The organism is Rhodococcus sp. NPDC019647 (assembly GCF_044389235.1).
Taxonomy (GTDB): domain Bacteria; phylum Actinomycetota; class Actinomycetes; order Mycobacteriales; family Mycobacteriaceae; genus Rhodococcus_F; species Rhodococcus_F oxybenzonivorans.
The window spans coordinates 25,536-43,368 of record NZ_JBIRXS010000022.1 but is presented as its reverse complement, the minus strand read 5'-3'; the positions used below and the strand labels follow the sequence as shown (position 1 = coordinate 43,368).

Genomic DNA, 17,833 nt, shown 5'->3' with positions numbered 1-17,833 from the left:
CACAGATCAGCCGAGGGCCGTCCACCACGGCGTCTGCGCCGTCGGCTTCGTCACGTCGACGCGCTGGCCCGGCATCGGCACGGCCACCGTCGTGCCGCTGTCTTCCGCGGCCTCGACGAGCCGCACGATCGGTTCGGACCACGCATGGAAGGCGAGATTGAAGGTTGCCCAGTGCACGGGAACCAGGAGTCCGCGGGCGGCGTCGCCCTGTTGGAGGTCGGTGTGTGTCTGCACCGCCTCTTCGGGGTTCATGTGAATATCGGCCCACCGGGGGTCGTAGGCACCGACCGGCAGCAGGGTGAGATCGAACGGCCCGTAGCGGCGGCCGAGATCTGCGAACCTCGGGGTGTATCCGCTGTCACCACCGAAGAACACGGTGCGTTCGGGGCCGGCGAGAACCCACGACGCCCACTGCGTGGTGTTGCGGACGAGCCCGCGACCGGAGAAGTGCCGCGCCTCCGTGCAGGTCAGCGTGAGCGCACCCACGGTGGTCGACTCGTCCCAGTCGAGTTCCACGATCCGCTCCTCCGGCACCCGCCACCGCCGCAGGTGCGCGCCGAGCCCGACCGGGACGACGAACGGCGCCTTCTGGCTCGAGACGAGTTGCCGCACCGTCGCCATGTCGAGGTGGTCGTAGTGATCGTGGGAGATGACGATGGCGTCGACCGCAGGCAGGTCCGAGAGTGGCACCGGTGTGGGATGCATGCGGGACGGACCGAGGAACGTCGACGGAGACACCCGGCGACTCCACACCGGATCGGCCAGGACCCGGTACCCGTCGACCTCGACGAGCACGCTCGAATGGCCGTACCAGGTGACCGCGACGTCGGCTGCCTCGACCGGTGCGAGGGGCGTGGCCAGGGGAATCGGCCTGCGCGGTCGTCCCGCGGTACCCCGGGTGACGAGCGCCTTCAGGATTCCGGTTTCCGATCCCGGCAACATCGTGCTGCCGGGGTCGGAGTTGTGGAACTGCTGGTTGCGGTATCTCGGCGACACCGCGGCGTAGGGACGCACCTGCGCGCGGGACGCACCGATCTGCGCGGGCAGTCCCCACGCAGCCCTCGTCAGCCACCCGAGTGTGGCAGTTGCCAGGACTGTGGTCACAGCGCGTTTCGCGTTCATCCCGACAACTGTAACCACGAGTGCGCCGTACGTGGCCCGGCCGGCTATCGGCCCCGGAACACCGGGGGCCGCTTCTCCGCGCGTGCCACCCGCGCTTCGTGGGCGTCGTAACTCTTCCACGCGGCATGGAGTGCGGCGAGCTGCTCGGGCGGCGGCGGGCTCTGGGTTCCGTCGTCGTTGAGAACCATCTTGAGGTGCTGCAACGACAGCGGGGCGAGCCGGGCGATGGAGTGCGCCCAGCGCTGTGCGACAGCGAGGCCGCCACGCTTGTTGGCGAGACCGTGGGCGAGGGCCTCGTCGGCACCGACCTCCTCGGCCCCGAGAAGGATGGTGCGGGCCGGTCCGCCGCCGATCAGCGACGCCAGCCGGTGCACGGTCCACCTGTCGACGGAGATACCGAGCTTGGCAGCGGGGATGGCGAAACGCGCCTCGGGGGCCACCACCCGCAGGTCCGCTGCGAGGGCCAGCTGGCTTCCTGCGCCGATGGCGGGACCGTTGATCGCGGCGATCACCGGGACGGGAACCGAGTCGAGGGTGTGCAGCATCTCGAGCAGGGTGTCGGTGAACCCGTCGGCGTACACGTCGCCCGACAGATCGGCTCCCGCGCAGAACGCGGTGCCCTGTCCGGTGAGCACGATCACTCGTCCGCCGTCGGTGACGGACGTCTCCATCTCCTCGCGCAGGCGCTCGCAGAGTTCGGTGTTCAGGGCGTTCCGGCGGTCGGGGCGTTGTAATTCGAGGGTGATGACGTCGCCGTCACGACTCGTCCCGATCATGTCCACTCGCTTTCTCCGTGTTTGCTGTCCGTTGCGTTGCTGACGTGCCCACCCGACTGGACCGCTGCCAGCCAACCACACGCCGGAACGGGCGGAACACGGGAGCCGGTCGGATAGTTGTCCAAGGGGAGGTAAGGACGAACATGAGTCGGAATGTGAACGTGGTGGTGATCGGGGCCGGTCAGGCGGGGTTGTCCGCCGCCTACTTCCTGCGCAGGTTGGGGGTGGAGCCGGAGACGGAGTTCGTGGTTCTCGACCATGCGGCCGGGCCCGGGGGCGCCTGGCAGTTCCGCTGGCCGTCACTGACCCTGAGCACCGTCAACGGGGTGCACGACCTTCCCGGCCTGTCCTTCGCCGATGCGGTCGGCGTCGACGTCGATGACGTGGCGGCGGCCCAGGTGCAGGCGTCGACCGCCGTCCCTCAGTATTTCGCGACGTACGAGAAACAGTTCGAATTGCCGGTGCACCGGCCCGTGCACACGCGCGTGGTGTGTGCCCGCGAGCAGCGGCTGCGGATCGAGACCGACGCGGGCACCTTCACCGCTCGCGGGCTGATCAATGCCACCGGCACCTGGGAGCGCCCGTTCATCCCCCGATATCCGGGCGCGGAGTTGTTCGCCGGACAGCAGCTCCACACCAAGGATTATTCGTCGGCGGATCAGTTCGCGGGACGCCACGTGCTGGTGGTCGGCGGCGGGATCTCGGCGGTGCAACTGCTCGACGAGATCTCCCGGGTCACCACCACCACGTGGGTTACCCGGCGTCCGCCCGAGTTCCGGGACGAGCCTTTCACTCCCGAGATCGGTCGAGCCGCGGTCGCCCTCGTCGAGGATCGGGTCCGGCGTGGTCTCCCGCCCGGTTCGGTGGTGTCGGTGACCGGCCTCCCTGTCACTCCCGCTATTCGCGCCGCCCGCGAGCGCGGGGTGCTGGACCGGTTGCCCATGTTCAGCGAGATCACGGCGACCGGTGTCCGTTGGGCCGACGGGCGTGAGCAGACCGTCGATGTGATTTTGTGGTGCACGGGATTTCGCAGTTCGCTCGACCATCTGGCGCCGCTGCGACTCCGCGGCCCGGGCGGCGGCATCGAGATGACGGGGCGGCTGGCCACCCAGGTAGCTGCCGATCCGCGGATCCATCTGGTCGGTTACGGGCCGTCGTCGTCGACCATCGGCGCCAACCGTGCGGGACAAGCCGCCGCACGCGAACTCACCCGGTACCTCGAGTCGACTGCCTGAACAGTGCCGCCACGAACACGGCCTGCTCCGGCGCGGACTGGTACATGCTGCCGAAGTGGCCGCCCGAGTACATGCGGTAGTCGAGCGGGGTTCCCGCTCGGCGCATGTCGGCGGCCAGTTTGTCCGTCAGGGGGAACGGCACCGACGGGTCCGTGACACCTTGAACGATCAGTAGCGGGCGGTCGTAGCCGGCGACGGGTACTTCCAGATACTCGTGCAGCGCCGACTGCAGGTCGGGCGCGTCCAGCCCGCGCGACAGCATCTGGGCCACCGAGACGTTGCGCGTCAGCCTCGCGAAGTCGCGGAACGGCAACTCCGGCGCCGCATCGACCAATCGCCTCCCCGCCTCGGTGAGGTAACTGTCGAGGTCGAGTTCCGGATACGCGTCGCGGAACCCGGCGATCAGATAGGACATGTACACCGTCAGGCCTGCGAGCCCCTGCGGCGGAAACCAGGGACCACTCCACGGCGCCACCAGCTCGATGTTCGAGGGCACACCGCCCGCGACGGCGCCGCGGTAGTCGAGCTCCGGCGCGTAGGTGGTGGCAGCGTGGGCGGCGAACACGGAGGCCTGCCCACCCTGTGACAGTCCGACCGTGACCCAGGACGAGGACAGGGTGTCGTCGGCCTCCCTCGAAGCGCGGACCGAATCGACGACACTGCGTCCGGCGACCTTGCCGTCGAGGTAGGGCGGTACCCCCGGAGTGCCCAGCCCCACGTAGTCCGTCGCCGCGACGGCGTAGCCCCTCTGCAGCCAGCTGCTGACATAGTCTCGCGACTCCGTGTCGACGCCGGTCACCGACGGAGCGTCGTAATCGGAGTTCCCCACCGTGCCGTGCGCCCAGGCGATCACCGGCCAGCCCCCGTCGGGCGGTGGGCCTGCCGGCACGAACAGCATTCCGGTACAGGGCGTGACGCCGTGCCGGTCGGTGGTGCGATAGGTCATCCGGTACGCGGCGCCTGCACCCGGGAGACGGAGCTCCGCCGGGAGTTCGGAGGATGCGATGACCGTTCCGGGACGGTCATCGGGGCGCACCGGCACCGCACCGACAGTGGGTGCCCCTAGCACGCTGACCAGTGCGAGTAACGCCACGATGCGCCACCAACGCCGCACCTCTCCACGGTAGTCCGCGCAGGGATGGCAGTAGTGTGAATCGTCCGCCTTCGGGGGTAGGGCGGTCCCACCGGACGGGGAGAGCGGAAACATGAGTTACGAGAGCCCGATACTCGCACCGGGCGAGACGTGCTGGCAGGTCACGCACGCCGATCGGCTGGCGTGCATCGTCGACGCCGCCGACTACTTCCGCCACGCCAAATCTGCAATGCTCCAGGCCCGGCACCGCATCATCCTGATCGGCTGGGACTTCGACACCCGGATCAAGTTCGAGCCGGACGAGAAGACGCTCGAGGGCCCGAATCGGCTGGGACGATTCCTCGTCTGGCTGACCCGGAAGCGTCCCGATCTGGAGATTTATCTGCTGAAGTGGAACATCGGGGCCTTCGCGGCGATCGGGCGCGGTATGACCCCGGTGTTCATGGTGAACTGGGTGACGGATCGCCGGTTGCATTTCGAGATCGACGGAGCTCACCCGGTCGGGTCCGCTCATCACCAGAAGATTGTCGTGATCGACGACACGCTCGCGTTCTGCGGCGGTATCGACATGACCGTCGACCGCTGGGACACCTCCGATCACCGGGACGACAACCACTACCGCACCCAGCCGAACGGCAACCGCTACGGGCCGTGGCACGACGCGACCACCGCGGTGGACGGTGACGCCGCCAAAGCTGTCAGCGAACAGGCCCGCGCCCGATGGAAGACCGCCACCGGCAAGGAACTTCCGGCGCTCGACGACACCGCGCACACGACACCCTGGCCGGACGGGCTGGAGCCGACGATGCATTCCGTCGACGTCGGCATCGCCCGTACTCTCCCCGAACTCGCCGATCGGGGGGAGGTTCGCGAGATCGAGGCTCTCTATCTGGCGGCGATCGCGGGCGCGGCACGATCGCTGTACATCGAAAGTCAGTACCTGGCGTCCCGCACCATCGCGGAGGCGATCGCCACGCGACTGCGTGAACCGGACGGCCCGGAGATCATCCTGGTGCTGCCCCGCAACGCCGACGGGTGGCTCGAGCGGCTGGCCATGGACGGGGCCCGCCGACGACTGCTGCACCTGTTGTGGGACGCCGACGCCGGCAGCAAGCTCGGCGTGTACTACCCGGTCACCGCAGGCGGAAACCCCATTTACGTACACGCCAAAATTCTGGTGATGGACGACCGTCTTCTGCGGGTCGGCTCGTCGAACCTCAACAACCGGTCGATGGGTTTCGACTCGGAGTGCGACCTGGCGGTCGAGGTGACGGCAGACACCGCGGACGGCGACCGACTCCGCGACACCATCGTCGGAATACGGCGTCAGCTGTTGTGCGAGCACCTCGACGTCGCGTCGGACACCTTCGACGACCTTCTCACCGAGAAGGGTTCGTTGTTGGCCACCGTCGAGGCGCTGCGCGGCGACGGCCGGACGCTGATGCCGTTCGAACCGGACATCGTCGAGGGCGAGGACAGCCCGCTGGCCGAGAGCGAATTGATGGACCCGGAACGGACACCGCCGAGCATCTGGGAGAGGACCAACTGGACCCGGTTCCGGCGCAGACTGGTCCGACGCAGGAAAGCGGCCGGATCGCAACACGCGTGAGCTACAGGCTGCGCCCCGCAACCGAGTGACGCGTCGCCTGATGTGGTTGCTGAGTACCGGAATTCGAGCTCCCGGAAAGTATGATGAACGGACAGGGCTCAGCCGAGGAGGCCGTGATGACGGACAGCCCGCGATCGATCGCCCAACGCGACACGCCGCTTCCCGCCGGTCTGAACGAGGAGCGTTTCGCGGGGTACGGGGTGATGGGCCTGCCGTTCGCCAGCGGGCACTACCTCGCGTTCCGGCATTTCCCGGCGAGCTCGGTCGGGGAAGGGTACGACTCGGTGTGGCATCGCGACCCGGCCGGGAACTGGGTGATCTACAGCAGCGTCCCACCCAGCTCGAGTTGCGCGCGCTACTTCGGCTCGGAACTCGAAGCCGCACGGGTGGACGACATTTCAGCCCAGTGGACCGGTCCGCGCGCTTTCACCGTGGAGATACGGCACAAGATCGTGTGGGAACTCGAGCTCGGTCGCTCGGTTGCCACCGCGGCGATGACCGGGATCGGCCGCCTCATGCCTGCGGCCTGGTGGCGGAGCGACAAGGTGCTGTCCGCGATGTCGAAGGTGGCGGGACCAGTGCTGCGCGCCGGAAAGGTCGGCCTCACCGGGACGGTGTCGAACGGCCAATGGTTCCGCGCCAATCCACGGATGCTGTGGACCGTCGACGACAGCCGGGCCATGGTCGACGGCGTCGACATCGGTCCGCCTGGACCGCTCGATCATCAAGCGCGACTGGGAGACTTCTGGTTGCCACAGCGCGGCATGTTCGTGGTCGGCGAGTCGTTTTTCGAGCCGTATGATCCGGAACGCCATCGGGCGACCGAGTGACGGGTGCGCCATCGGCAGAACACAATGGGTTCATGACAGATCTTCCGGACTGGGCGCGCACCCTCGATCTCACTCCTCATCCGGAGGGCGGGTGGTATCGCGAGACGTGGCGCAGCGACATCACCGTCCCCGCCGAAAGTCTGCCCGCCGACTATCCGGGACCGCGGTCGGCAGGCACCGCGATCCTGTTCCTCCTGCTGCCCGATCAGCAGTCGGCGTGGCACACGGTGCGCAGTGCCGAAATTTGGTTCTACCACCGGGGCAGCCCACTGCGCCTCGACCTCGGTGGTGACGGCGGCGAACCCGACGCCCCGGCAGCGCACATTCTCGGACCCGACGTCGCGGCGGGCCAGCAGCCACAGCTACTGGTCCCGCCCCGACACTGGCAGCGCGCCACTCCGGCGGGCGACGAACCGACTCTCGTCAGTTGCGTCGTCGCCCCGGGTTTCGACTTCGAGGATTTTCGGCTGGTCTAGCCGGCGAACGTGTCCGGGTCGCCGCCGAGACGGCCGTCCGGGCGGCTGAGGGAGCCGATCGTGTTGATCTCGTCGGGGGTCAATTCGAAGTCGAAAACGTCGATGTTGGCGGCGATGCGCTCAGGGGTCACCGACTTCGGGATCACCACGTTCCCGATCTGAATATGCCAGCGGAGAATCACCTGCGCTGTCGACTTACCGTGTGCCGCCGCGATTGCGGTGATCGACTCGTCCTCGAGGATGGTGCCCTGCCCGAGTGGGCTCCACGCTTCGGTCGCGATTCCCTTCCCGGTGTGGAAAGCCCGCAACTCGGCTTGGTTGAATCGAGGATGAAGCTCCACCTGGTTGAGAACCGGCACCTCACCGGTTTCGGCGATCAGGCGCTCGAGGGTGGCCGGCGTGAAGTTGGAAACGCCGATCGAACGGGCGCGCCCTTCGGCCTTGATCTTCTGGAAGGCCTTGAAGGTCTCGACGTATCGATCCGCCGACGGCACCGGCCAGTGGATGAGGTAGAGGTCCACATACTCGAGGCCCAGCCGGCCGAGGCTCGCGTCGAAAGCGCGGAGCGTGGAGTCGTAGCCCTGATCGTCGTTCCACAGCTTGGTGGTGACGAACAGTTCGTCCCGAGCGATGCCCGAGTCGGCCAGCGCACGGCCCACCCCGGCCTCGTTCTCGTAGATGCGCGCTGTGTCGATGCTGCGGTACCCCGCGTTCAGCGCCTCGGTGACCGCGCCGTAGCTCTCGTCGTCGGGTACCTGCCAGACACCGAAGCCCAGCGCAGGAATGCTGTTCCCGTCGCTCAGCGTGACCGTAGGTACAGGTACAGGACTCTGTGCAGCGTTTAAACCCATAGGTGAATCCAACCGGACACCCGACGAGGATGTTCCTCAGTCTCAGGATGTGGACGTTGCGTGTCGTCCGGTGGCGAGCGGGTAATCGGTCGGCAGTGGTGTGTTCAGGTGGGGACGCACCCATCGGAAGGGGCGAGCATGGGCCTCGGGTACGAACTGGCCTATCGGTTCAAGATCACACCCTGGGTAAAAGCGGGCCGAATCTTCGGCGATCAGATCGAAGGTCTGCTCGCCCCGTGCGACACCCCACCGGGCAAAGTCCTCGACGTCGGCTGCGGGACGGGCGACCATGCCATCGAAATGGCCAGGCGAGGCTGGGACGTGACCGGAATCGACACCGTCCAGCTGGCGCTGGACAAGGCACGCTCCAAAGCGCGGAAGGCGGGCGTCGACGCGCGGTTTCTCCGTGCGGACGCCACCGATCTCGAGCACACCGTCGGCCGCGGCTACCACCTCGTCCTCGACGTCGGGTGCTACCACGGCATGAGCGACGCCGACCGCATCGCGTACGCAGAAAACGTCACCACCGTCACCGAACCGGGAGCCACTCTCCTGATGTTCGCATTCGGCCCGGGTCACCGGGGACCCCTCCCCCGCGGTGCCTCCCGTTCCAACGTCGAGCGCACCTTCGAGGCGTGGAAGCTGACTTCCGACGTGGACGCCGACACCACGGGCATGCCCGGGCCGCTGAAGAAGGCCGACCCCCGCTGGTTCCGCCTCGTCAAGCGCTGACCCCTGTGCGCACTTGTCCACCGCCCGCGGTGCACAAGTGCGCACGGGGGATAATGCCCAGGTGACTGCAACACTGCGCATCAGCGGACTGTCGGCTTCGCGGGGTGAGCGGACACTGTTCTCCGGCCTCGACCTGACTGTCGCCCCCGGCGACGTCACCGGCCTGGTCGGCGCCAACGGCGCAGGCAAATCCACCCTCCTCACCGCTCTGGCCGGCGTCGGATCGGCCGACGTCGAGGGCAGCATCATCCTCAGCCCACCCGACGCCGCGGTCGGCTACCTCGCTCAGGAGCCCGAGCGTGTGCCAGGTGAGACCGTTCTCGATTTCCTGGGACGGCGCACCGGCGTCACCGTGGCCGAGGACGCGATGAACGCCGCAGCCGAAACCCTGGGCGAGTCGGAGGAGGATCTCTACTCACCCGCTCTCGAACGGTGGCTGGCGCTGGGCGGAGCCGATCTCGCCGAACGTGCCGAGAAGGTGGTCGCCGAGCTGGGGCTCGGGGTGCCGCTGACCGCCCCGATGACGGCCCTGTCGGGTGGGCAGGCCGCGCGGGCAGGGCTGGCGTCGCTGCTGCTGTCCCGCTACGACGTCCTTCTCCTGGACGAGCCGACCAACGACCTCGATCTCCTCGGGCTCGAACAGCTCGAGCGTTTCGTCGCGGACAGCAGGGCAGCGATGGTGGTGGTCAGCCACGATCGCGAGTTCCTTGCGCGCACGGTGACCGGCATCGTCGAGCTCGACCTGGTTCAGCAGCAGATCGCCGTGTACGACGGCGGCTACGAGTCGTATCTCGCGGAGCGGGAGATTGCCAGACGGCATGCCCGCGAGGCCTACGAAGAGTACGCGGGCACCCGTTCGGAGCTGGAAGACCGCGCGCAGATGCAGCGCAACTGGATGGAGCACGGCGTCCGCAACGCGCGGCGGAAAGCGAAGGACAACGACAAGATCGGAAAGGGCCTGCGTACCGAGTCGACCGAGAAGCAGGCCGCGAAGGCCCGTCAGACCCAACGCCGAATCGAGCGACTCGACGTGGTCGAGGAACCCCGCAAGGAGTGGGAACTGCGCATGGAGATCGCCGCTGCCCCCCGCAGCGGGTCCGTGGTCGCGACGGCGAATGGTGCCACGATCACCCAGGGCGTCGGCGACTTCGAGTTCGGGCCCGTGACCACCCAGGTCGACTGGGGTGATCGCATCCTCATCACCGGCGCCAACGGTTCCGGCAAGACGACGCTGCTGAAGGTACTGCTGGGCAAGCTCGTTCCGGACGCGGGTAGCGCGTCGCTCGGCTCGGGTGTGGCGATCGGCGAGATCGATCAGGCGCGCGGCCTGTTCGAAGGCGCGGAGAAGGTGTCCGACGCGTTCGCCGCCCAGGTGCCGGACTGGGCAGACGCCGACGTGCGAACACTGCTCGCGAAATTCGGATTGAAGGGCCACCACGTATTGCGTCCCGCGTCGTCGCTGTCCCCTGGCGAGCGCACCCGGGCGGCACTCGCGTTGTTGCAGGCCCGCGGAGTCAATCTCCTGGTGCTCGACGAGCCGACAAACCACCTCGACCTTCCGGCGATCGAGCAACTCGAGCAGGCGATGGAAAATTTCGCCGGCACCCTGCTGCTCGTCACCCACGACCGCCGGATGCTGGAGACGACCCGCAGCACCCGCCGGTGGCGGATGGATGCGGGCCGGCTGTTCGAGGAGTAGGTCAGTCGCCTTCGGCCATGGGCGGCAAGGCTTTGACGAACGGCGGGTCGTAGTCGACCTTGCCCAGCTTCGCCGCACCTCCCGGCGACCCCAGGTCGTCGAAGAAGTCGGCATTCGCCTTCGTGTATTCCACCCACTGATCGGGGACATCGTCCTCGTAGAAGATGGCTTCGACGGGGCACACGGGCTCACAGGCTCCGCAGTCGACGCATTCGTCGGGGTGGATGTAGAGCATCCGACCACCCTCGTAGATGCAGTCGACCGGGCACTCTTCGATGCATGCCTTGTCCAGAACGTCGACACAGGGCTCGGCGATGGTATACGTCACGTCAGTAATCCTGGCCTTTCCTGCCGTCCGGCGCGAATCGCCTCCACTCTGCCACTCAATTGCCCGTGGTCAACTGAAGTCGACTTCGGCGCGCGGATCGTTGCCCACAATTGACAAATCGTTGGGTTTTCACAACACTTCTGTGTGTGAGTCCAGTTCGCCGGGGGGAGTCTCTTCCCATCTACAACCGCATCGGGGTGCTTCGCGCCGAGCGAGGGATGAGCCGGGCACAGCTGGCGGGCCTCATCGACGTCAATCCGCAAACCGTCGGCGCGCTGGAACGGGGCAACCACTACCCCAGCCTGGACCTCGCCTTCCGCATCGCGTGGGTGTTCGAGCTACCCGTGGAGGCGATCTTCTCCCGGACCGAATTCGGTCCACTGTCCACTGAGCTCTACCACAACACCCGTCCGGTGCGCGAAACAGGAAGCGAGAGGAGTTCCGATGCCTGACACGACTCTGCCTGATACAACTCTGCCTGACACGACTCTGTTGGAGCGGTACCAGGGTTTCCGCACCCGAAGGTTTTTGCAGAACGAAGCCCGTTATCGGACGTGGCTGCCGGGGTGGCGGACACAGCGCCGCCGGCGGCTACTCGTCGTGCTCCTTGCGCTCACATTCGTGTTCATGGTCGCCGTGGGGATCGTGTGCCACTTCGACATGGCGGTGGGACCACTGCTGTGGCTTCCCGCCTGCCTCTTCTTCTTCCCACTGTGGACGACGTTGCAGATAGTCTCCGGACGGCAGGGTGACGCACCCCGTGATGCACTCGACGAGTGGGAGATCCAGCAGCGGAACAGCGCCCGGTCGATCGGACTCACGGTGACCCAGCTGCTGACGCTCGTTCCCGGGTTGTACCTGATTTTCGTCGGCGCGCAGGACGGCGATCACAGCAACGTGCCGTACGCCGCCGGTCTCCTCGTGGTCACCGCGCTGATGGTCGGCGGATGCACCCCGGCCATGATTCTGGGCTGGACACAACCCGATCCGGAACCGGAAGACCTGACGCCATGACAACTTCTCGCCCTCCGAAATGGGAAGGACCCATGTCTCACACCCTCACGATCGACGGCATCTCCAAACGGTACGGCGACGTCGTCGCACTCGACGACCTCTCGTTCGACGTGCGGCCCGGCGAGATCTTCGGATTCGTCGGCAGCAACGGCGCCGGAAAGACCACCACGATGCGTATCGCCCTCGGCGTTCTGTCCGCCGACTCGGGTGAGGTGCGGCTCGGGAACAAGCCCGTGGACCTCGAGGTGCGACGGACCATCGGCTACATGCCCGAGGAGCGCGGGCTGTACCCGAAGATGAAAGTGGGTGCGCAACTCGCGTATCTCGCGGAGCTGCACGGTCTCACGCGCGCGGCTGCCCGCGAGTCGGTAGGCCGGTGGACCGAACGCCTCGGCATCTCGGACCGCACCGGTGACACCGTGGATGCACTCTCGCTGGGTAATCAGCAACGAGTCCAGCTCGCGGCAGCGCTGGTCCACGATCCGGCGGTCCTGGTGCTCGACGAACCGTTCTCCGGGCTCGATCCCGTCGCCGTGGACGTCATGAGCGAGGTGTTGCTGGAGAAGGCGCGAACCGGTGTCCCGGTGATCTTTTCGAGCCATCAGCTCGAACTGGTGCAGCGCCTGTGCCACCGGGTGGGCATCATCGCGTCCGGGAAGATGCGTGCGGTCGGGACTGTCGAGGAATTACGCGGCGCCGGCAACGTCCAACTCGACGTGCATGCACCGGAAGCTCCCGTCGGGTGGGCGCACCACCTCGACGGTGTGACCACGATCAGCCACGTCGACGGCCGGACCCTGCTGTCGCTCGAACCACACGTGGACGATCAGCTGATACTCCACACCGCGTTGAAAACCGGCCCGGTGCACGAATTCTCGTTGCACAGGCCGTCCCTCACCGAAATGTTCCGAGAGGTCGTGACGGCATGAGCGCCCCACTGAGTCCTGTCCGTGCCATCGGCTTGGTAGCCCGCCGCGAGTTTCTGACACAGGTCGGCAAGAAGAGTTTCCTCATCAGCAACGTGATCATTCTCCTCGCGATCATCGGCGGTATCGTCGCCTACTCGCTCTTTTCGGGCGGCGGCGACGACCGGGCGAAGATCGGCGTCGTCGGCGACCAGGCGCTCGCACCGGTTCTCGTCGCGACCGGGGACGCCGTGGGCACCCCCGTGGAGGTGACGGTGATCGACAGCGAACAGGCCGGCCGCGAACGCGTCGAGAACGGTGATCTGGACGTGGTCCTCATTCCGGGCGCCGACGGCTCTGCCACCGCGGTCACCGAATCGGAGATCGGCTCCGGCCTACGTGCCGTGATCGACGGCGCCGTGCTGCAACGAGCACAGGCCGAAGCACTGACGGCGCAGGGTGTCGATCCCGCTCAACTGGCAGAGGAAGCCGGCAAGGCGGTGGTGACGGTCGACGCCCTGGACCCGCCCGACCCGGAGAAGGGGCAGCGGGTGGCATTGTCGGTTGCCGTGGTGGTGCTGCTCTACATGCAGATCATGATGTTCGGGATGTACGTCGCGATGGGCGTCGTCGAGGAGAAGTCGAGCCGCGTCGTGGAACTGTTGCTGTCGACGCTGCGGCCACTGCAGTTGTTGTGGGGCAAGGTCATCGGTATCGGCGCCGTCGGTCTGCTGCAATTGGCCGCGTACGGGGTGGCCGGCGTGGGCGCAGGCCTCGCCACCGGCACCCTCACCGTGACCGGTACCGCACTCGGGGTCCTGGTGGGCACACTCGGCTGGTTCGTCCTCGGTTTCGCGTTCTTCGCCGTGCTCTACGCCGCTGCAGGGTCGATGGTGTCCCGGCAGGAAGACGTCAACGCCACGGCGTCACCGCTGATGGTCTTGATCGTCATCATGTTCTTCAGCGCGTTCTCCTCGGTGAGCGACCCCGACGGCACAGTGAGCAACGTACTCAGCTGGATCCCGCCGTTCTCCGCGATCCTGATGCCGTTGCGGATCGCGGCCGGCGTGGCATCACCCACGCAGGTCGTGGCAACCGTGGCACTGATGCTCGCCGTGACTGCCGCGCTGAGTGTGCTGGCCGCCAAGATCTACCAGCGCTCGATCCTGCGTATCGGCAAGGTCGTGTCGTGGAAAGAGGCACTGGGACGCTAGTGTCGCGCATCTCCCGGAACACCCGTCGCACGGTTGAGGTCCGGAGCGCCGGGTATCCAGGGTCATGACCACAGAACACCTGTCGCGCCATCGTGTGCCGTGGGCGAAGGAACACCCCACCGTCCGGAAGGTTCCGAACCGCGAAGCCCAGCTGATGCGAACGCTGCGGCGGGTGGTGTCCCTGCTCTGGGCCGCCGAAGTGCCGTTCGCGGTGGGCGGGGACTGCGCGGTGTACGCCCGCGGCGGACCGCCGGCCGAGCACCCCGTGACCATCATCGCCTCGGACACTCACCTGGCCGGGGCAAGGGCTGCGCTGGCGACGGGCGGGATGCGGCCCCTCGTTTCCCCACGGCTCGGGTCACGCCTGCTGGTCGACGGCGATCACCGGATCACCCTGCTGTATCCGTCCCGCACCACCGGGACCGGACACGGACTCCTCGAACGGGCCGAGACGATGCGAATCGGGCAGATCTGGGCACCGGTCCTCAGCGCAACCGATCTGATGATCGACGAACTTCGTCATCTCGATGCTCATCGGTGGAACTTCGTGCCGATGCTGCCGGTCGCCCGCGCACTACGCGAACAGGTCGACTGGACCACTGTCGCGGCGGTCACCGCTGACCTCCCCCGAGCCCGGGCATTCTTGGGGCTGCTCGACGACCTGGCGGTCACACCACCGGTGGCAGAGCGGACCTGAACCGAAAGATCGCCCGGGCGTTCGGGCTCAGCGTTGGGTGCCCGCCAGCGTGGTGTTCAGGGTCTTGCTCGGCCGCATCACGGCGACCGTCTTGTCGCTGTCCGGCTTGTAGTAGCCGCCGATGTCGACCGCTTCGCCCTGAACCTCGATGAGTTCCCGCACGATGGTGTCCTCGTTTTCGGCCAGCCCCTCCGCGAGCGGGGCGAAGTGCTGTGCCAGTTCCTCGTCCTCGGTCTGCGCGGCGAGTTCCTGCGCCCAATACATCGCGAGGTAGAACTGGCTGCCCCGGTTGTCGAGCTCGCCCGTCTTGCGCGACGGGCTCTTGTTCGTGTCCAGGAGCCGGCCGGTGGCTGCGTCGAGCGTCGTGGCCAGGATCTTGGCCCGATCGTTGCCGGTCTTGATCCCGAGGTCCTCCAGGCTGACGGCCAAGGCAAGGAACTCCCCGAGCGAATCCCAGCGCAGGTGGTTCTCCTCCACCAACTGCTTGACGTGCTTGGGCGCCGACCCGCCGGCGCCCGTCTCGTACAAGCCGCCGCCGGCCATCAGCGGCACGATCGACAGCATCTTGGCGCTCGTGCCGAGTTCCAGAATCGGGAAGAGGTCGGTGAGATAGTCGCGCAGGATGTTGCCGGTCGCGGCGATGGTGTCCATCCCGCGGATGAGCCGCTCCAGCGTGTACCGCATCGAGCGCACCTGCGACATGATGTGGATGTCGAGGCCCTCGGTGTCATGATCCTGCAGGTACAGCTCGACCTTCTTGATCAGCTCGTTCTCGTGCGGACGGTACGGGTCGAGCCAGAACAGGACCGGCATGCCGGAGTTACGCGCCCGGGTGACCGCAAGCTTGACCCAGTCGCGGATAGGCGCGTCCTTGACGGTGCACATGCGCCAGATGTCGCCCGCCTCGACGTGCTGGGTGAGCAGCACCTCACCGGTGTCGACATCGACGAAATTGGCGTCGCCCTCCTCCGGAATCTCGAAGGTCTTGTCGTGCGAGCCGTACTCCTCGGCCTTCTGCGCCATGAGCCCGACGTTGGGGACGGTACCCATCGTCGTCGGGTCGAACGCGCCGTTGGTCTTACAGAAGTTGATGATCTCCTGGTAGATGCGCGCGAACGTGGACTCCGGCATCACTGCCTTGACGTCCTTGGGCCGTCCGTCGGCGCCGTACATCTTGCCGCCCGAGCGGATCATCGCGGGCATCGAGGCGTCCACGATCACGTCGCTGGGCGAATGGAAGTTCGAGATGCCGCGGGCGGAGTCGACCATGGCCAACTCGGGACGGTGCTCATGACAATCGTGCAGATCCCGACTGATTTCCTCCCGCTGCGTGCTGGGCAGCTTCTCGATCTTGTCGTAGAGGTCGGCGAGGCCGTTGTTGACGTTGACGCCCAGTTCGTCGAACAGCTTCTGATGCTTGGCGAAGGCGTCCTTGTAGAACGTCTTCACCGCATGACCGAAGACGATGGGGTGCGAGACCTTCATCATCGTCGCCTTGACGTGGAGGGAGAACATCACGCCCGTCTTGCGCGCATCCTCCATCTGCTCCTCGTAGAAATCGAGCAAGGCCTTCTTGCTCATGAACATGCTGTCCATGATGTCGCCCTCACCCAGTTCCACCCCGGGCTTGAGAACGATCGTCTCGCCGCCCTTGGTCACCAGCTCCATCTTGACCGTGCGCGGCCGGTCGAGCGTCATCGACTTCTCGCCGTGATAAAAGTCGCCGTGCCGCATGTGCGCCACGTGGCTCCGCGAGGCCATCGACCACTCACCCATGCTGTGCGGGTGCTTGCGGACGTACTCCTTCACCGCCTTGGGTGCGCGGCGATCGGAGTTGCCCTCACGCAGGACAGGGTTGACCGCGCTGCCGAGGATCTTGCCGTAGCGCTGCCGGATCTCACGTTCCTCGTCGGTTTTCGGGGGGTCCGGGAAGTCCGGAATCTGGTAGCCCTTGCCCTGGAGCTCCTTGATGGCGGCCAGGAGCTGCGGCACAGACGCGCTGATGTTGGGCAGCTTGATGATGTTGGTCTCGGGCAGTTGTGTCAGACGACCCAGCTCGGCGAGGTTGTCCGGGACACGCTGCTCTTCGGTCAGACACTCGGGAAACTCGGCCAGGATGCGCGCCGGAACCGAGATGTCGCTGGACTCGACCTCGATGCCCGCGGCCTCGGCAAAGGTCCGCACGATCGGCAGGAAGGCGTAGGTCGCAAGCAACGGCGCCTCGTCGGTCAGCGTGTAGATGATGGTCGACTGTTTATCGGCGCTCATGCTTGTTCTCCCGCGTCAGTTCGGTCCGTTTTCGAAAGGTGCTCGTGGCATCGCGACGAAAACCAGGCTACGTGCGAGATCAATAGAACCATATTCGAGCGCCGGTACCCGGTACTCCGAACTCCGCTTCACTGCGGTTGGTTTCGTCCACCGCTCGACGCACGGGAAACAGACCTACGTCCGATGCCGCGCGCTCTACCCTGAACGTCGTGGCCGCTCTTCACGCGGAGTGGATCAGAATCTGGCGCAACCCCGCGGATACCCTTGCGACCGTCGCGTTCAACGCCGTCCTGATGATCGGGGCCTGGTTCCTGCTGCCGCGGAACTGGTTGTTCGAGTGGACCGGACCGTCGGGTTTCGCCCTGGCCTTGGCCGGCTGGATGTACGCCGATGTCACCGCGACCAACGTGCTGGCACCGGACCGGGAGAAAGTTCTCGCTTCGCTCGACGACCGCACCGCGCTGCGCAGGATTCTCGGCGCCAAGGCGGTGGCGTTGTGGATGCTGATCGCGCCGCTCTGCGCGACCATCGCGATCGTCGTCGGTTTCGTGGAGCGGGACTGGATGTTCACTGCCGTGGTGGTCGTCGCTGTGGCGTTGTGCCCGTTCGGTCCGCTGGTCGGGTCGAGTCTGGTGGGGGTGTTCTTCCCTTACCATCAGCGGTCCCTGCGGTGGCGGTGGGAGCAACGCGCCCGGTGGCGCACCGTCGTCGTCCGGTGGTTGATCCTGCTGGTACTTCCCTACGGCGTGTTCCCGGCGTTGTCGGTGGCGGTTGCCGTCGCCCCAGTCGCGCTTTGGCGCTCGGTGCGACCCGCGGATGCGCCTACCCGGATCGACACCGCCACTTTCGCGCCGTGCGTCGTCCTCGCCGTCGTCATCTCCGCGTTGATGTGGGTGGTGGCGCGCCGGATCGCCGTGTCGCGGATACAACGGCACGCTCCGCTGGCGGAGTACCTACGCGACTACGAGAGGGGCTGAGGCCGTG

General features: G+C 66.6%; 18 protein-coding genes. 12 read left to right on the top strand and 6 right to left on the bottom strand.

Annotated elements, in window-relative coordinates; translation table 11 throughout:
- Positions 1 to 6: 6 nt before the first annotated feature.
- Positions 7 to 1,122 (bottom strand): MBL fold metallo-hydrolase, encoded by a 1,116-nt coding sequence (locus ACH49N_RS28300; RefSeq protein WP_159919939.1) that lies wholly within the window; start codon positions 1,120 to 1,122, stop codon positions 7 to 9.
- Between the two features lie 44 nt (positions 1,123 to 1,166).
- Positions 1,167 to 1,898: an enoyl-CoA hydratase gene (locus tag ACH49N_RS28295; protein ID WP_358270854.1), complete on the bottom strand. Its 732-nt coding sequence runs from the start codon at positions 1,896 to 1,898 to the stop codon at positions 1,167 to 1,169.
- Positions 1,899 to 2,041: 143 nt separating this feature from the next.
- On the opposite strand from ACH49N_RS28295, the gene ACH49N_RS28290 reads away from it, so the two are divergent.
- Positions 2,042 to 3,133 carry an NAD(P)-binding domain-containing protein gene (locus tag ACH49N_RS28290; RefSeq protein WP_358270856.1) on the top strand — a complete coding sequence of 364 codons (1,092 nt, stop codon included), beginning with the start codon at positions 2,042 to 2,044 and terminating at the stop codon, positions 3,131 to 3,133.
- Here ACH49N_RS28290 and ACH49N_RS28285 read toward each other — a convergent pair.
- Positions 3,105 to 4,247, bottom strand: coding sequence for a lipase family protein (locus ACH49N_RS28285; RefSeq protein WP_358270857.1), 1,143 nt, complete (start codon positions 4,245 to 4,247; stop codon positions 3,105 to 3,107). The genes ACH49N_RS28290 and ACH49N_RS28285 overlap by 29 nt on opposite strands.
- Before the next feature lie 91 nt (positions 4,248 to 4,338).
- On the opposite strand from ACH49N_RS28285, the gene ACH49N_RS28280 reads away from it, so the two are divergent.
- The 3 genes from ACH49N_RS28280 to ACH49N_RS28270 all read left to right on the top strand — a co-directional run bounded on the left by ACH49N_RS28280 (position 4,339) and on the right by ACH49N_RS28270 (position 7,141).
- Complete coding sequence (locus ACH49N_RS28280) at positions 4,339 to 5,835, top strand: phospholipase D-like domain-containing protein (RefSeq protein ID WP_358270859.1); 1,497 nt, start codon at positions 4,339 to 4,341, stop codon at positions 5,833 to 5,835.
- A 116-nt stretch (positions 5,836 to 5,951) separates the two neighbouring features.
- Complete coding sequence (locus tag ACH49N_RS28275) at positions 5,952 to 6,665, top strand: hypothetical protein (RefSeq protein WP_358270860.1); 714 nt, start codon at positions 5,952 to 5,954, stop codon at positions 6,663 to 6,665.
- Between the two features lie 32 nt (positions 6,666 to 6,697).
- Positions 6,698 to 7,141, top strand: a complete 444-nt coding sequence (locus ACH49N_RS28270; RefSeq protein WP_159919929.1) for a cupin domain-containing protein — start codon at positions 6,698 to 6,700, stop codon at positions 7,139 to 7,141.
- Here ACH49N_RS28270 and ACH49N_RS28265 read toward each other — a convergent pair.
- Positions 7,138 to 7,992, bottom strand: coding sequence for an aldo/keto reductase (locus tag ACH49N_RS28265; protein ID WP_358270861.1), 855 nt, complete (start codon positions 7,990 to 7,992; stop codon positions 7,138 to 7,140). The two genes, ACH49N_RS28270 and ACH49N_RS28265, sit on opposite strands and share 4 nt — an antisense overlap.
- 138 nt (positions 7,993 to 8,130) lie before the next feature.
- Between ACH49N_RS28265 and ACH49N_RS28260 the strand changes: the two genes are divergently transcribed.
- Together ACH49N_RS28260 and ACH49N_RS28255 are read left to right on the top strand one after the other, a co-directional pair.
- Positions 8,131 to 8,724: a class I SAM-dependent methyltransferase gene (locus tag ACH49N_RS28260; RefSeq protein ID WP_358270862.1), complete on the top strand. Its 594-nt coding sequence runs from the start codon at positions 8,131 to 8,133 to the stop codon at positions 8,722 to 8,724.
- A gap of 61 nt (positions 8,725 to 8,785) precedes the next feature.
- Positions 8,786 to 10,423: an ABC-F family ATP-binding cassette domain-containing protein gene (locus ACH49N_RS28255; protein ID WP_358270864.1), complete on the top strand. Its 1,638-nt coding sequence runs from the start codon at positions 8,786 to 8,788 to the stop codon at positions 10,421 to 10,423.
- A 1-nt stretch (position 10,424) separates the two neighbouring features.
- On the opposite strand, the gene fdxA is transcribed toward ACH49N_RS28255, so the two are convergent.
- A complete protein-coding gene (fdxA, locus tag ACH49N_RS28250) occupies positions 10,425 to 10,751 on the bottom strand; it encodes a ferredoxin (protein WP_005244047.1) in 327 nt (108 codons plus the stop codon).
- Between the two features lie 146 nt (positions 10,752 to 10,897).
- Here fdxA and ACH49N_RS28245 point away from each other — a divergent pair, with 146 nt between their 5' ends.
- From ACH49N_RS28245 to ACH49N_RS28225, 5 genes are all read left to right on the top strand, one after another.
- On the top strand, positions 10,898 to 11,203 hold the full coding sequence (locus ACH49N_RS28245) for a helix-turn-helix transcriptional regulator (RefSeq protein WP_358270867.1): 306 nt from the start codon (positions 10,898 to 10,900) through the stop codon (positions 11,201 to 11,203).
- A gap of 22 nt (positions 11,204 to 11,225) precedes the next feature.
- Positions 11,226 to 11,765 (top strand): hypothetical protein, encoded by a 540-nt coding sequence (locus tag ACH49N_RS28240; RefSeq protein WP_250775050.1) that lies wholly within the window; start codon positions 11,226 to 11,228, stop codon positions 11,763 to 11,765.
- A 32-nt stretch (positions 11,766 to 11,797) separates the two neighbouring features.
- Positions 11,798 to 12,694: an ATP-binding cassette domain-containing protein gene (locus ACH49N_RS28235; RefSeq protein WP_358270869.1), complete on the top strand. Its 897-nt coding sequence runs from the start codon at positions 11,798 to 11,800 to the stop codon at positions 12,692 to 12,694.
- Positions 12,691 to 13,884, top strand: a complete 1,194-nt coding sequence (locus ACH49N_RS28230; protein WP_358270871.1) for an ABC transporter permease — start codon at positions 12,691 to 12,693, stop codon at positions 13,882 to 13,884. The genes ACH49N_RS28235 and ACH49N_RS28230 overlap by 4 nt, the downstream gene beginning before the upstream one ends.
- A 64-nt stretch (positions 13,885 to 13,948) precedes the next feature.
- The gene (locus ACH49N_RS28225; protein WP_358270872.1) at positions 13,949 to 14,581 is read left to right on the top strand and encodes a hypothetical protein; all 633 of its coding nucleotides are present in this window, start codon (positions 13,949 to 13,951) and stop codon (positions 14,579 to 14,581) included.
- Positions 14,582 to 14,608: 27 nt separating this feature from the next.
- On the opposite strand, the gene ACH49N_RS28220 is transcribed toward ACH49N_RS28225, so the two are convergent.
- Complete coding sequence (locus tag ACH49N_RS28220) at positions 14,609 to 16,849, bottom strand: NADP-dependent isocitrate dehydrogenase (protein WP_358270874.1); 2,241 nt, start codon at positions 16,847 to 16,849, stop codon at positions 14,609 to 14,611.
- A 209-nt stretch (positions 16,850 to 17,058) separates the two neighbouring features.
- Between ACH49N_RS28220 and ACH49N_RS28215 the strand changes: the two genes are divergently transcribed.
- The gene (locus ACH49N_RS28215) at positions 17,059 to 17,826 is read left to right on the top strand and encodes a hypothetical protein (RefSeq protein ID WP_358270875.1); all 768 of its coding nucleotides are present in this window, start codon (positions 17,059 to 17,061) and stop codon (positions 17,824 to 17,826) included.
- The last annotated feature ends 7 nt before the right edge of the window (positions 17,827 to 17,833 follow it).

Bases quoted from the DNA above. Each gene is read 5' to 3' on its own strand.
- ACH49N_RS28300 (WP_159919939.1), bottom strand. From the start codon at position 1,122: ATGAACGCGAAACGCGCTGTGACCACAGTCCTGGCAACTGCCACACTC.
- ACH49N_RS28295 (WP_358270854.1), bottom strand. From the start codon at position 1,898: ATGATCGGGACGAGTCGTGACGGCGACGTCATCACCCTCGAATTACAA.
- ACH49N_RS28290 (WP_358270856.1), top strand. From the start codon at position 2,042: ATGAGTCGGAATGTGAACGTGGTGGTGATCGGGGCCGGTCAGGCGGGG.
- ACH49N_RS28280 (WP_358270859.1), top strand. From the start codon at position 4,339: ATGAGTTACGAGAGCCCGATACTCGCACCGGGCGAGACGTGCTGGCAG.
- ACH49N_RS28275 (WP_358270860.1), top strand. From the start codon at position 5,952: ATGACGGACAGCCCGCGATCGATCGCCCAACGCGACACGCCGCTTCCC.
- ACH49N_RS28270 (WP_159919929.1), top strand. From the start codon at position 6,698: ATGACAGATCTTCCGGACTGGGCGCGCACCCTCGATCTCACTCCTCAT.
- ACH49N_RS28265 (WP_358270861.1), bottom strand. From the start codon at position 7,992: ATGGGTTTAAACGCTGCACAGAGTCCTGTACCTGTACCTACGGTCACG.
- ACH49N_RS28260 (WP_358270862.1), top strand. From the start codon at position 8,131: ATGGGCCTCGGGTACGAACTGGCCTATCGGTTCAAGATCACACCCTGG.
- ACH49N_RS28235 (WP_358270869.1), top strand. From the start codon at position 11,798: ATGTCTCACACCCTCACGATCGACGGCATCTCCAAACGGTACGGCGAC.
- ACH49N_RS28230 (WP_358270871.1), top strand. From the start codon at position 12,691: ATGAGCGCCCCACTGAGTCCTGTCCGTGCCATCGGCTTGGTAGCCCGC.
- ACH49N_RS28225 (WP_358270872.1), top strand. From the start codon at position 13,949: ATGACCACAGAACACCTGTCGCGCCATCGTGTGCCGTGGGCGAAGGAA.
- ACH49N_RS28220 (WP_358270874.1), bottom strand. From the start codon at position 16,849: ATGAGCGCCGATAAACAGTCGACCATCATCTACACGCTGACCGACGAG.